This is a genomic window from Krasilnikovia sp. MM14-A1004 (assembly GCF_047159485.1).
Classification (GTDB): Bacteria; Actinomycetota; Actinomycetes; order Mycobacteriales; family Micromonosporaceae; genus Actinoplanes.
The window spans coordinates 469,963-482,212 of record NZ_AP038773.1 but is presented as its reverse complement, the minus strand read 5'-3'; the positions used below and the strand labels follow the sequence as shown (position 1 = coordinate 482,212).

The window sequence follows — 12,250 nt, the reverse complement described above, 5'->3', positions numbered from 1 at the left end:
GTCCACTGAGGTGGAACGGCGCTGCCCGGCGGGTCTGGCGCGGGAGTCAGGTCCGGCTGCTCAGGCAGCCGGACCTGCTGCCCTCCGACCCTGGTGTTCGGATGCCCCCGCCGGGGCGGTCGGCCCTCAGCGCTTCTCGCAGGCGACGCCGTCCTTGTCGCGGTCCATCTTCTTGTTCGCGTTGTAGAGCGCGGTGTTCACGGTGAAGTTCGTGACCGGCTTGGAACTGCCGCGCACCTTGTCGTGGGCACCCTTCCTGCCGACGCCGTGCTGGTACTTCTGGTTCAAGGCGGTGCAGTTCCGGTACGTCGGAACGGCGGCGGCGTCGGCCGGAAGTGCCACGGCAAGGGATCCGCTCACCAGCAGACCGGCGAGCGCGATTCCGCGTACCAATGTGTCTGTCATTCCTGTCCCCTCAGCTCTGCCTCGTTTCAGACCGTGGGCCACCGACCGACCAGCTTGGAATGAAGTGAGGCCGAAGACCTGCATCGGATCGCTGCAAGCGATCAAACATAAGGTGCGTCGACGCCGCGACACATGCGGCAAATGGGCAGGGTGAAGGACAACGCGGATCGGGTCCGTAGCGACACAGGCGCGTATGGCGGCCGGTCGTCCCTGCGGTATTCGCCGCACGGTCATCGAGAGGATCCGAGCACCGGGTCGTCCGGTCACAGGGTGGAGGAGGGCCGACAACCGGCCGGGGAGAGCGTCGGTGCTAGAGCATGGCCAGCACGACGGCCGACAGGACCGTTGTCAGACCGCCGACGATCGACTGCCATGACCGGCCGGTCGGCAGCATCCCGTGCGCGACGCTGGCCGGGGACCCCTGAACACGGCGCCGGAGCGTACTGGCCGTCCTCATACGACAGACGGGAGGGTGCGTGCTGTGCGCCCTGGTACGGACCGTCCGAGCGGGCAACGCGGCTGCATCTGCGGCCCTTCCCGATTCTGTCCCCTGGTCGATCTATCGCCGGGGCCGCAGCCCGGGTGGCAGGATCGGCGCGGCGAAGCCGCACTTCAGTGAAGTGCGTTCATCTGCGAACTCGTGCACGCCCTCGGCGGGCAAGGAACATCGCGGCTTCGAGGGCGTGTTCCTGCAGCTTCAGCTGGCGACCTGGATGTTGTCCGGGCCCAGCACCCCGGCGCAGGTGGGTTCGCCCGGCGTATCCACGCACGTCTCGGTCCCACCGTCCGGCGCGACGACCTCTCCCGACGGCACCGGTACGGGTGCCCCATCGACCGACTGGGATGGTGGCGGAGGTCCGCCCGGGCCCCTCCCTGCGGCCCCCGAGTCGTCGGGACCACACGCCGCGAGAGCCATCGAGGCGGCTATCGCGGCACACAGCAGCACGAGTCGTCGGAGCGGCATGGCAGATCCATCGGCCGAATCGTCCGACTCCTGAGCACAGCGTCACCAGTCGGGCACGCCGTGCACAGGCGGTCGGGGAATGGAGATCACTTACCGGCTCCCGAGCAGCGGCGACTCCCGGCCCCAGACGGCTCCCGAGATCGGACGTCAAACAGAGGAAGGCCCTGCCGTTGGATGCGGCTGGGCCCTCTGACCTGCGATTTTGTGGGTGGAGCTGAGGGGATTTGAACCCCTGACCCCCTCGATGCGAACGAGGTGCGCTACCGGTCTGCGCCACAGCCCCTTGGCCCCGTAGGACCGCAGCAAGGCTAACAGGTTCCCCGCCCGCCTCGCGAACCACCCCTCCCGGCGCGCCGTACTCCATCGATCAGGACCGGCAGCCAGAGATCAGGCCGGGTACCCGGATCCCCGCCCGCCCGCCTCGTACGCCCGCCCGCGCAGCCCACCGGCCCGCCGGTACGACACCGAGCCCCCATTGACCGCCGCCGGAAGATCGGACGGATCGCGATCGAGCCCCATCGCGGCGCGCCGCACGGCCTCCCGCTGGGCCGCGAGTCGGCGCTGTGCCTCCCGGCGGGCGGCGGCCCGGCGCGCCTGCTCCCGCCGTACCTCGGCCTGGCGGGCGGCGAGCCAGGCCGCCTCGCGGGCCTCGTCGCGGCGGCGGCGCCGGTCGGCGATGGCCCGGTTGCGCAGGTGCACGAGGTACACCCCGAGCAGGGTGCCGGTGACCGCGAAGCCGATCCAGAACCCGGGGCCGACCGCGAGGACGCCGACCAGCTCGATCATGTTGAGCAGCAGCAGCGCGGCGAAGACCCGCCGGCGGCGGATGACCGCGGGCGTGTGCCGGGGCGCGCGCACGGGCCGGACGTGGCGGCGTGGGGCCACCAGCTTCAGTGGGCGCGGGTCACTCGCCGGGGGCGTGACCGTAACCGTGAACTGGCGCGGCGGGTTGACCGGTCGGCGTCCGGGCACGGTACGGCGTCGACGGCGGCGCGAAAGCACCCGAGCCGTCGACGACGCCCGCTCCGCGACCAGGCGCTCGGTCGCGTCGTACCGGCGTACGAGTGCCGGTGCGAGCGCGAGCAGCCCGGCCGCGGCGAGGACGGCGAGGAGCACCGAGGTCGGCACCCTCACCCCTCCCGTCAGCCGAAGCGGTCCAGGGTCGGCCCGAGCTCAGGCACGACCAGGCACCGCATGTCCCCATCGCCCCGAGGTTACGGGCGGGAGCTGCGGAAATTCGCGCGGCGCGCCGGGCGCGCCACGCAGAGTTGATCATCGGCGGTCGGCTATGTGACAGCGCGGAGTCTGCGCCAGCGGGCCAGCAGACCTCCCTCGGCGACGACCTCCTCGCTCGTCATGGCGTAGCCGAGGTGGTCGCACCAGGCGCCGTTGATGTGCATGTAGCGCTGGTGGTACGCCTCCTCGCGGAAGCCGAGCTTCTCCACGACCCGGCGGCTGGGTGCGTTCTCGGGCCGGATGTTGATCTCGACCCGGTGCAGCTGCCCCGGCCCGAACGCGTGGTCGACCGCGAGCGCCAACGCGGTCGGGATGATGCCGCGGCCCGCGACGCGCGCGTCGACCCAGTAACCCACGTACGCGGAACTGAAGGCCCGGCGCACGATGTTGCCGAGGTTGAGGTGGCCGACCAGCCGCTCGCGGTCCTGGTCGTCGCGCAGGCAGACCGCGAACGGCATGCTGTCGCCGTTGCGGGCGGCCCGTCTCATGTCGCGGTAGACGAACGCGTAGGCCCGGGTGGAGTTCATCTCCGCCCACGGCCCGGGCGGCGAGGACTCCCACGGGGCCAGCCACGTCTGGTTGGCGATCCGCACCTCGGACCAGGCCCGGGCGTCGCCGCGCCGGTACGGCCGCAGCAGCACCGGCCCGTCCGCCAGGACGGCTGGCCATCCGGGCGGGGACCCCAGCATCATCGCCTCCGGTCGAGCAGCAGCACGTCGACGGTCGACCCGGCTGCGGCCGAGGTGACCCGCTCGCCGAGGACCAGCAGGCCATTGGCTTCAGCAAGGCCCGAAAGAGTGTACGGCCCACCGGCGAGCGGCTGCACCGTATAGCCGCCGCCGCGCCGCTCGGCGACGTGCGCGGGACGGAACTCGCGCAGGCCGCCCGGCGATGACACGGTCTCCAGCAGGTGCGCCTTGACGCTGGGCCGGAAGACCGGCTCGGCACCGGCGAGGATCTGGATCACCGGACGGGCCAGCACCTCGAAACCGATCAGCGCCGCGCCGGGCTCGCCGGGCAGGCAGACCACCGGCACCTCTTCGCCGCCGACCGTGCCGAAGCCGAGCGCGGTGCCGGGGCACAGCGCCACATCTGTGAACTCGACGGCGCCGCGGCCGGGGTCGCGCCGCGCCAGCACCCGGCGCAGCATGTCGCCGGGGCCGGTGCCGGTGCCGCCGGTAGTGATGATCAGGTCGGCACGCAGGGTCTGGTCCTCGAGGAGGCCACGCAGACCTTCCGGGTCGTCGTCGCAGATCCCGATCCGGTACGCCAGGGCTCCCGCCTCGACCGCGGCCGCGGTCAGCGCGTGCGAGTTGGCGTCCACGACCTGGCCGGGCTGGCTCGGGCGGCCCACGTCGACCAGCTCGTCGCCGGTCGCCACGACCACCACCCGCGGGCTGGGGCGCACCACGACATGCCCGATCCCGGCCGCGGCGAAGACGGCCACCATCGGCGGCGTCACGTACGTGCCGCTCGGGGCGAGCAGGCGGCCCATGGGCAGCTCGTCGCCCGCCCGCCGGACGCCGGAGCCGCGCTTGGGTGCGTGCAGAATCTCGACCGTGGCCATGCCCTGGTCGGTCCAGTGCACCGGCACGACGACGTCCGCGCCGACCGGCAGGGGGGCACCGGCGGCCACGGAGAAACACGTGCCGGGGGTCAGGCGTACGGGCCGCCAGCTCGCCGCACCCAGGTCACCGACCACGTTGAGCCGCACCGAGCGAGGACCACCCTCGGACGCGGGGTGCGAGCCGATCCGCCCGGCGGCGGCAAGGTCCTCCCAGCGAGCCGCGTACCCGTCGATCGCCGCCTGGTCGAAGGCGGGGTACGGATGCGGGGCGTACACGTCGCCGGCGAGGACGTTGCCGTGCGCCTGGGTGAGGTCGAGGTCGAGCGGGGGCAGCGCCCGCAGCCTGCGCAGAACCCTGCCCAGGTACTCGGCGAGCGGCATCAGCTCGTTGGCGGCCGCCTCGGCATCGGCCGTCGCGGTCATCCCTTCGCACCCCCGGCGACGAACTCGGTGAGCCACTGCCGGAACTCGGGCCCCAGGTCGGGCCGCTGGACGGCGAGCTGCACGACGGCCTGCAGGTAGCCCAGCGGCATGCCGGTGTCGTAACGGTGGCCACGGTAGACAATGCCGTGCACCGGCGTACCCTCGGCCAGCAGTGTGGCCATCGCGTCGGTCAGCTGGATCTCGCCGCCGCTGCCGGGCTTGGTGTTCTGGATCGCCTCGAAGATCGTCGCGGGCAGGATGTAGCGGCCCAGCACGGCCAGGTTGCTCGGGGCCTGGTCCGGCGCGGGCTTCTCGACCAGGCCGGTGACCTCGACGATGTCCTCGCCGAACTCGCTGGGCCGCACCGAGGCGATGCCATAGCGGGACGTCTCCTCCGGCTTGACCTCCATGAACGCCAGCACGATGCCACCGGTACGGGCCTGCAGGTCCAACATGGCCGGCAGCAGCGGCTGCTCCTGCTCGACGAACTCGTCGCCGAGCAGCACCGCGAACGCGTTCTCACCGACGTGCGAGGCCGCGACTCCGACGGCGTGCCCCAGCCCGAGGGGCTCACCCTGGCGGCAGGTGTAGATGTCGGCGAGTTCGCTGGTGCGGCGCACGGCGGCCAGCCGCTCGGTGTCGCCCTTCTCCTCCAGGCGCGCCTCGACGTCCGGGCGCCGGTCGAAGTGGTCGACCATGGACGTCTTGCCGCGCCCGGTCACCAGCAGCACGTCGGTGATGCCCGCGGCCGCCGCCTCCTCCACGATGTACTGCAGCACGGGACGGTCGACGACGGGAAGCAGTTCCTTCGGTACGGCCTTGGTCGCCGGCAGGAACCGGGTCGCCAGACCGGCTGCCGGAATGACGGCCTTCACCGCCCGGCGGCCGCTCTCGTGCGCGTTCGTGGTCATCTCTGAGTCCCCCCACACTTCGCTCGGATAGTGCCCGGACATTGGCGAGACTATCGGCCGCGGTTCTGCCGCGGCGTCTGCGGGCCACCCGGCCGGGTGGTGGCGCGGTCGTTCGGGCAGCCTGGTCGGCCTGGGGAAACCCCCGGCGCGGCCATCCGGTACCGGTCCCGTCCGGCGTTCTTCGCCGCGTACAGGGCGTCGTCGGCGGCGTCCAGCACCTCCTGCGCGGTCCCGCCGTGGTCGGGATAGACCGCGATGCCGATCGAGACGCTGACCGGGATGCGGTCCACCGGTTCGTCGTCGGCGGCGTCGACACGACGCCGGTCTATCGGTACGGGGATGTCGCGGATCGCCGCACCGAGACGTTCCGCGACGGTGGCCGCGCCGAACCCGTCCGTCTCCGGCAGCAGCACCACGAACTCCTCGCCACCCTGCCGGAACGCCACGTCGACCTCGCGCAGCCCGAGCCGGATGCGCCGGGCGAACTCGCCCAGCACCGTGTCCCCCGCGGCGTGCCCGTACGTGTCGTTGACGTTCTTGAAATGATCGAGGTCGAGGACCAGGACGGCCAGCATGCGGCCGAACCGGCTGGCCCGCTCCACCTCCCGGCGCAGCGACTCCCGCAGGTACCGGTAGTTCCACAGCCCGGTCAGCGGGTCGGTGAGGGAGAGCCGCTGCGCCTCCTCGTGCACCCGCACGTTGTGCACCGCGACCCCGGCCTGCCCCGCGAACGTCCGCAGGGTCATCAGGTCGGCGTCGTCGAACTCGTCCGTGCCGAGCCGGTCGTAGAGCGCCAGCACCCCCAGCACGACCGGTGCCGCCGAGTCGGTGGACTCCTCCGGCACGAGCGGATCCCCCACGGTCGGCGGCGCGCAGATGGGCACCGCGACGTACGTCCGGCACGGGGGTTCGCAGCCCGGGTGGGATCCCCGCTGGGCCATGCCCGTGGCGGCCACCGTGCCGAGCACGCCCTCCCCGAGCGGCACCCGCAGGCCGGGCAGCTCCGCCTCCGGGACGTCCCAGCGCCCGCTCAGGCCCTCCGCGCTGCGCGCCACCAGCACATGCTCGGCCGGGTCGATGAGCAGCACGACGCCGCCGCGGGCACCGGTCGCGGACAGCGCGGTCTGCAGGATGACCCGAAGGATCCGGTGCACGTCATGGGTGCTGGACAGGGTGTCACCGAGGATCGCCAGGTGCCCGCGGAGCTGGTCCCGGCTCGCGGTCAGCGCCTGCACGTACGTCCGCAGCTCGCGCGTCATCCGATTGAACGTGCTGGCCAGCCGGCCCAGCTCGTCGTGGCGCAGCACCGGCACGCGGGTGTCCAGCTCGCCGTCCGCGACCCGGCCGGCGGCCCACACCAGGTCGGCCAGCGGCCGGGTGGTGGAGCGGGCCAGCCAGCGCGCCACCAGGACCGCGACGGCGGCCACGGCGAGGTCGGCGCCGATGAGCAGGGCGTACAGGCCGGTGGGGCCGCCGCCGGGCACGGAGACGGCCAGGGGCAGGGGCTGGCCGGGGACCAGCGCGATCCGGCGTACGTACCGGTCGCCGTCGGCGGTTCGCCGGACCTGGCCGTCTCCGTGCCCGTCCGCGGAGGGCAGGGCGGCGGCGAGCGCGGCGACGTCCGGCCGGGCGTACGGGGGCTCGGTGCTCTGGGTGGGCGCGGCCCCGGCGCCGTCGCCGGACAGCAGGGTGACCTCCGCGCCGCTGGATGCGGCGAGCCGGTTCACGAACGCCGCGTCGAGCACCTGCGCGGCCGCGACCGTGACGCCGGGCGTCTGCGCGCGGGCCGCGATCGCGGCCACGCCGACATCGGCCGGGTCGGCGCAGTCGCGCCAGCGCGCGGGCGGGGCGCCGCCGGTCCGGCCGATGGTGATCTCGGTCGCCAGGCCGCGGGCGATGAGCTGGTCCGCCGCCGCCCGCCGGTCGGCCGCGGACAGCACGCCCACCGCGTCGGCGACGGCCTGCAGTTGACGGCACACCGCACCGATCGCCGTGCGCACCGTGGTGGCGGCATGATCGAGCCGTTCGACGGCGCGGTCGCGGCGCACGGTGGCCACGGTCATGCCGACGAACACCGAGCCCAGCAGGACCGGGCCGAGCACCACCACCAGGAAGGCGGTTGTGAGCCGCCCGCGTAGCGTCACACGTCCTCCTGGAGGTGGCCCTGTTTCGAGCGATGCTGACATAGTGTGCACCGTTTGCCCGTTTCGAGGAGGAGGTTGCATGCCGGATTTCGCCCTTGAAGCGGAAAGATCTCGGTCCCTGAAGGTTGCGCTCCGCAAAAAGCTGCTGGTTGCGCGCGCATCCCTGACCGAACAAACCCGCCACCAGGCCGCGGCCGCAGTCCAGGCGGAACTCCTTTCCCTGGTACGGCGGCTCGCGTCGACGGGCCCGGAGTCCGCAGATCAGCTCCCTTCGCCAGGCCCGGATCCCGCAAGTCAGCTCTCCTCGGGAGGCCCAAAGCCCGCAAGTCAGCTCCCCTCGGCGGCGCCGGATCCGGCTCGGCAGGTCCCGCCGCTTGCGGCGCATCCGGCTCGGCAGACCTCCCCGGCGAGGCCGGTCTCGACACCTCGGCCGGCGACCGTGACGGTCACCGCCTACGTACCGATCGGGGCCGAGCCGGGCGGTCCCGACCTGCCGGAGGCGCTCTCCCGCGCTCTGCCGGCCGGCGCCGAGCTGCTGCTCCCGGTACTGCTGGACGACGGCGACCTGGACTGGGCCCGGTACACCGGGCCGGACTCGCTGCGGCCCGGGCCCCGTGGCCTGCGCGAGCCGGCCGGGCCTCGGCTGGGCGTGACCGCGATCACGGCGGCGGATCTGGTCGTCGTCCCCGCCCTGGCGGTCGACCGGGCTGGACGGCGACTCGGTCGTGGTGGCGGCTCGTACGACCGCGCGCTCGCCCGTGTGACCGCCGCGACCTGGACCGTGGCGCTGCTGCACGACGAGGAGCTGCTGGGGGACGTACCCGCCGAGGCGCACGACCGGCGGGTCCGCGCCGCCATCAGTCCCAGCGGTGGCCTGACCCTCATGGCGGGCGAGGAGTGGACGAAATAAGCTCCGATGACGCAGCATTGGCACTCGGTGACGGCGAGTGCCAGCGCCGAGTGAGTCCGGCTGTCGAGCAACGCGGAGGATCTGTGCCCACGTACCAGTACGCCTGCACCGAGTGTGGCGAGCAGCTTGAGGCGGTGCAGTCCTTCTCCGACCCGGCACTGACCGAGTGCCCGGCGTGCCAGGGCAAGCTGCGCAAGGTCTTCAACTCCGTCGGCATCGTCTTCAAGGGCTCGGGTTTCTACCGCAACGACTCGCGCTCGGGCAACGGCGGGAAGTCGACCACCTCCCCCGAGCCGAAGTCGGATGCCGCGAAGTCCGACGCACCGAAGTCCGACTCCGCCAAGTCCAGCAGCGATTCGAGCACGTCCTCGACGACCTCGTCGGCCAGCTCGTCCGCCAGCACCAGCGCACCGGCCGCCGCCTCCGCATAGCGGCTCCGGCGCCACGGCCGACCGTTCTCCACATCTCCGCGTTGTCCACAGGGCGCCCGGCGGATCGGCGGTGCCCCGCCTAACGTCAGCCGCTCCGGCGCTCCGCGCGTCCGGACGGTGTGGCACTGGACGGCATGGCACCGGGCCCCTGGCACCGGCCCCATGCACCGGGCGGCGGGAGGCGACGACGTGGTGGGCACGAAACGCGGGGGCGACGAACGGCCGTTCGGCCGGTCCCATCGCGGCCGGGAGGCCTCGGACACGCGACTCGACCCGGTGCACTGGCGGCGGCCGGGCCGCGGCACCATGATCCGACTGGCCGCGACGGCCGCACTGCTGGCCACGGCTGCGCTGATGAGCTGGTCCGACCCGGCACCAGGGTGCCCCTCGGGATCGTCTGCGGCGCGCGACACCGGCGCAGGCACGTCCGCTCCTGGTGCGCCGGGAGTCACGGCCACGCCGCACGCATCCACCCGCGGTCGGCCTGCCCTTCCCCCGGGGACTGTCGGCCTGCCGGTACGCCTTGCCGAACCCGCCGCGCTGGCACTGATGCACGCGGGCGACCGGGTCGATCTGTTCCGGGTGCACGGCACGGGCCAGCCGGACGAGACGGGCCAGCCGGACGATCACATGGCCGTGGTGGCGCGCGGCGCGCTCGTGCTGGAGGTGACCGCTCCCGAGGATCCGGCAGGGGGCGGCCTGTTACTCGCGCTCGGTCCGGCGGAGGCCGACCGCGCCGTAGCGGCACCGGCCGGAGCCGGCTACGCCGTAGTCATCCGTCCCGGGTCCTGACCGGCAGCCAGAGTCCGGCCACGGACGAGGCACTGGCCGCCACGGCAACTGACACCGACGAGATCACCGCCGCCCCTGAGCCCGCGCCGCCCGTCCGGAGCCCGCCCGCGACGCCATTCCCGGCCGTCTGCCGCGACGACAGTCCCGGCCGTCTGCCGCGACGCTCAGTCCCAGTGCGGTGGGCGGTCCTCCAGCAGGCGCGCGTCGTTGGTGTCCTCGCGGTCGCCCCAGCCACGCTCGGTGTCGTCGCGGGTCTGCTCCGGCAGCAGCGGCGCCTCCTCGGACTCGAAGTCCACGGTGCGCTCACCGTCGGAATCGTGTTCGGGCTGTTCCAGGATGTCCACGAATACGAGGGTAAGCCGCGCCGTCGCCGTCCTCGTTCGCCGGGCATGTAGCGTCGGTGAACGTGAGCGCCCCGACCGGTAACGAGGACGACGCCTTCTGGCGGCGCCCGGCTCAGGAATCCGAGCAGCCCCACCCGGATCCGGCGGCACCGGGGCCACAGCCCGCCTCCCCGTACCTCGGGCCGCCCCGCACGGACCCACCGCCGGCGTACTGGCGCCCACCGACCGTCGCCCAGCCACCCCCGCCTCGGGCCATGCCCGCGCAGGACATGGACGCCCTCGACGAGGAGGAAGGGTCGGCCCGGACGGTGACCTACGGCGTCGGGCTGGTGGCGGGCGCGATCGGGCTCATCCTGATGTGCCTGCTCTGCGCGCGGGCACTCGTCTGAGACACCGGATTCTCATCGCGCAAGCGCGTCGAGGGCCAGCGCTCGTCCGAGCGCCGTCCCGACCGACACCACGCATGAGCGCCGTCCCGGCCGACACCACGCATGAGCGCCGTCCCGGCCGACACCCCACATGTCGGCCGGGACGGAGCCGATCAGGACCCCGAACCCCACACCGCGTGGGCGCCCGAGTCGCCGGTCCGGAAGACGTAGTAACCGGCCACCGCGGCCAGCACCACGACGACGATCGCCAGGACCATCTCCGCGGGGCGCGGCAGGCCCCGGCCCGAACGGCCGAGCGTGAAGAAGACCATCACCAGCGTGGCCACCCCGAGCGCCGCCGTGAACCACATCGTCAGACGGCCGAAGTCCATGTGATTGGCAAGGATGCCCAGGATTGGCCCCTGCATGCCCTGCTTGACCAGGCGGTTGTACAGCTGCTCGCCGGACTCGACCGCCACCCAGGCGGTGAGCGGTGCGGCGATGGCCAGCAGGGCGGCCGCCCAGCCGAGGTGGGGCCGCCACTTCGGCACGACCGCATAGACCACGGACACGAGGGCCAGCAACGGCACCAACACCACGGCGGCGTGCAGCACCAAGGCGTGCACCGGCAGCCCATTCACCTGATCGAACACGGCCTACTCCTTGATCATCGGACCCCGCGGCCAGCTTAGGGGCATCCGGCATCGCGAACGCACCTATCTGCGCCTACGCGCCAGCGCGCGATCTGGTTCACCCCACCACGCGATACCCGGGTCCGTGCCGCGCCCTCTTCGCGCGACGGTCAACTGAACAAGTTCAACTTTCAGCCGGGCGGGCATGGCAGGCTGTAGGGCATGGACAGCCGTCACGATGTCGGGCTTTTCGGTCCCGGTTCGGTCACCTGGAAGCTGCACAAGGAGCCGATCCTCCTGCTCGGCGGGCTGCGCTCGCTGTACCTGCAGGCCCTGCACCCCCGGGCGGTCGCCGGGGTAGCGCAGAACTCCGACTACCGGTCCGATCCGTGGGGGCGCCTGACCCGTACCAGCGACTACGTCGGCACCGTGATCTACGGCAGCACGGCGGAGGTCGAGGCCGTCGGGCGCCGGGTACGCCGCATCCATGCCCGGCTGAGCGCGGTGGACCCCCGGACCGGTGAACGCTTCCGGATTGACGACCCGGAGCTGCTGCGCTGGGTGCACGTCACCGAGGTCGAATCGTTCCTGACCACCGCCTGCCGGGCGGGGGTGAAGCTGACCGGCGCGGAGGTCGACGCGTACTACACGGAGCAGCGGCGCGCCGCCGAAGTCGTCGGCCTCGATCCGGCCACCGTCCCCGGTACGGCCGCCGAGACAGCGGCGTACTACGCGGCGATCCAGCCGGAACTGGGCCTGACCCGGGACAGCGCCGAGACCGGACTGTTCCTCACGGTGCCGCCGGTGCCGGACGACTGGGGCAGCCGCGCGGTACGACTCGGGTTGACCCTGGGCCCGACCCGGTGGGCGTATCTCGGTATCGCGGCGACCGCGTTCGGCCTACTGCCACCCTGGGCCCGCCGCATGTACGGCGGGCTCGGCTGGCCCACCACGGACCTGACCGCAGCCCTCTCTGTACGAAGCATGCGTCTCCTTCTCGGCGCGGTACTGGCCACCGTGCCCAGCCGGTACCGGTCCGCGTCGATGCGCCAGGCAGCGCTCACCCGCATAGGCCTCGCCGCCTGAACCGCGGACGCTCCATGCCTCACCAGGCTCAACCGCC

General features: G+C 72.7%; 12 protein-coding genes, 1 tRNA gene and 1 pseudogene. 5 read left to right on the top strand and 9 right to left on the bottom strand.

The window, feature by feature from the left end; genetic code table 11:
- Positions 1 to 126 precede the first annotated feature (126 nt).
- From ACMCNN_RS02355 to ACMCNN_RS02325, 7 genes are all read right to left on the bottom strand, one after another.
- A complete protein-coding gene (locus ACMCNN_RS02355) occupies positions 127 to 405 on the bottom strand; it encodes an excalibur calcium-binding domain-containing protein (protein ID WP_412744523.1) in 279 nt (92 codons plus the stop codon).
- 1,173 nt (positions 406 to 1,578) lie between these two features.
- Positions 1,579 to 1,652, bottom strand: a tRNA-Ala gene (locus ACMCNN_RS02350).
- 104 nt (positions 1,653 to 1,756) lie between these two features.
- Entirely contained in the window at positions 1,757 to 2,497 is a 741-nt protein-coding gene (locus ACMCNN_RS02345; protein ID WP_412744522.1) for a hypothetical protein, read from the bottom strand.
- Positions 2,498 to 2,655: 158 nt separating this feature from the next.
- Positions 2,656 to 3,294 carry a GNAT family N-acetyltransferase gene (locus tag ACMCNN_RS02340; protein WP_412744521.1) on the bottom strand — a complete coding sequence of 213 codons (639 nt, stop codon included), beginning with the start codon at positions 3,292 to 3,294 and terminating at the stop codon, positions 2,656 to 2,658.
- Positions 3,294 to 4,595 carry a gephyrin-like molybdotransferase Glp gene (gene glp / locus ACMCNN_RS02335; RefSeq protein ID WP_412744520.1) on the bottom strand — a complete coding sequence of 434 codons (1,302 nt, stop codon included), beginning with the start codon at positions 4,593 to 4,595 and terminating at the stop codon, positions 3,294 to 3,296. Before glp ends, ACMCNN_RS02340 begins: the two co-directional genes overlap by 1 nt.
- The gene (locus ACMCNN_RS02330) at positions 4,592 to 5,506 is read right to left on the bottom strand and encodes a UTP--glucose-1-phosphate uridylyltransferase (RefSeq protein ID WP_412744519.1); all 915 of its coding nucleotides are present in this window, start codon (positions 5,504 to 5,506) and stop codon (positions 4,592 to 4,594) included. The genes glp and ACMCNN_RS02330 overlap by 4 nt, the downstream gene beginning before the upstream one ends.
- 50 nt (positions 5,507 to 5,556) lie before the next feature.
- On the bottom strand, positions 5,557 to 7,650 hold the full coding sequence (locus ACMCNN_RS02325; RefSeq protein WP_412744518.1) for a diguanylate cyclase: 2,094 nt from the start codon (positions 7,648 to 7,650) through the stop codon (positions 5,557 to 5,559).
- Between the two features lie 445 nt (positions 7,651 to 8,095).
- Between ACMCNN_RS02325 and ACMCNN_RS02320 the strand changes: the two are divergent.
- The 3 genes and pseudogenes from ACMCNN_RS02320 to ACMCNN_RS02310 form a co-directional block, all read left to right on the top strand.
- Positions 8,096 to 8,560, top strand: a pseudogene (locus ACMCNN_RS02320) (5-formyltetrahydrofolate cyclo-ligase); the annotation flags it as partial.
- Between the two features lie 83 nt (positions 8,561 to 8,643).
- A complete protein-coding gene (locus ACMCNN_RS02315; RefSeq protein WP_412744517.1) occupies positions 8,644 to 8,991 on the top strand; it encodes an FmdB family zinc ribbon protein in 348 nt (115 codons plus the stop codon).
- A gap of 189 nt (positions 8,992 to 9,180) precedes the next feature.
- Positions 9,181 to 9,783: a hypothetical protein gene (locus ACMCNN_RS02310; RefSeq protein ID WP_412744516.1), complete on the top strand. Its 603-nt coding sequence runs from the start codon at positions 9,181 to 9,183 to the stop codon at positions 9,781 to 9,783.
- A gap of 164 nt (positions 9,784 to 9,947) precedes the next feature.
- On the opposite strand, the gene ACMCNN_RS02305 is transcribed toward ACMCNN_RS02310, so the two are convergent.
- The gene (locus ACMCNN_RS02305; RefSeq protein WP_130509304.1) at positions 9,948 to 10,127 is read right to left on the bottom strand and encodes a hypothetical protein; all 180 of its coding nucleotides are present in this window, start codon (positions 10,125 to 10,127) and stop codon (positions 9,948 to 9,950) included.
- A 62-nt stretch (positions 10,128 to 10,189) separates the two neighbouring features.
- Here ACMCNN_RS02305 and ACMCNN_RS02300 point away from each other — a divergent pair, with 62 nt between their 5' ends.
- A complete protein-coding gene (locus ACMCNN_RS02300) occupies positions 10,190 to 10,516 on the top strand; it encodes a translation initiation factor 2 (protein ID WP_412744515.1) in 327 nt (108 codons plus the stop codon).
- 152 nt (positions 10,517 to 10,668) lie between these two features.
- On the opposite strand, the gene ACMCNN_RS02295 is transcribed toward ACMCNN_RS02300, so the two are convergent.
- Positions 10,669 to 11,148, bottom strand: a complete 480-nt coding sequence (locus ACMCNN_RS02295) for a DUF2231 domain-containing protein (RefSeq protein WP_412744514.1) — start codon at positions 11,146 to 11,148, stop codon at positions 10,669 to 10,671.
- A gap of 201 nt (positions 11,149 to 11,349) precedes the next feature.
- On the opposite strand from ACMCNN_RS02295, the gene ACMCNN_RS02290 reads away from it, so the two are divergent.
- Complete coding sequence (locus tag ACMCNN_RS02290; protein ID WP_412744513.1) at positions 11,350 to 12,213, top strand: oxygenase MpaB family protein; 864 nt, start codon at positions 11,350 to 11,352, stop codon at positions 12,211 to 12,213.
- Positions 12,214 to 12,250 lie beyond the last annotated feature (37 nt).

Excerpts from the sequence above, each read along its gene's own strand:
- glp (WP_412744520.1), bottom strand. The coding sequence starts at position 4,595 with ATGACCGCGACGGCCGATGCCGAGGCGGCCGCCAACGAGCTGATGCCG.
- ACMCNN_RS02330 (WP_412744519.1), bottom strand. The coding sequence starts at position 5,506 with ATGACCACGAACGCGCACGAGAGCGGCCGCCGGGCGGTGAAGGCCGTC.
- ACMCNN_RS02340 (WP_412744521.1), bottom strand. The coding sequence starts at position 3,294 with ATGCTGGGGTCCCCGCCCGGATGGCCAGCCGTCCTGGCGGACGGGCCG.
- ACMCNN_RS02290 (WP_412744513.1), top strand. The coding sequence starts at position 11,350 with ATGGACAGCCGTCACGATGTCGGGCTTTTCGGTCCCGGTTCGGTCACC.
- ACMCNN_RS02355 (WP_412744523.1), bottom strand. The coding sequence starts at position 405 with ATGACAGACACATTGGTACGCGGAATCGCGCTCGCCGGTCTGCTGGTG.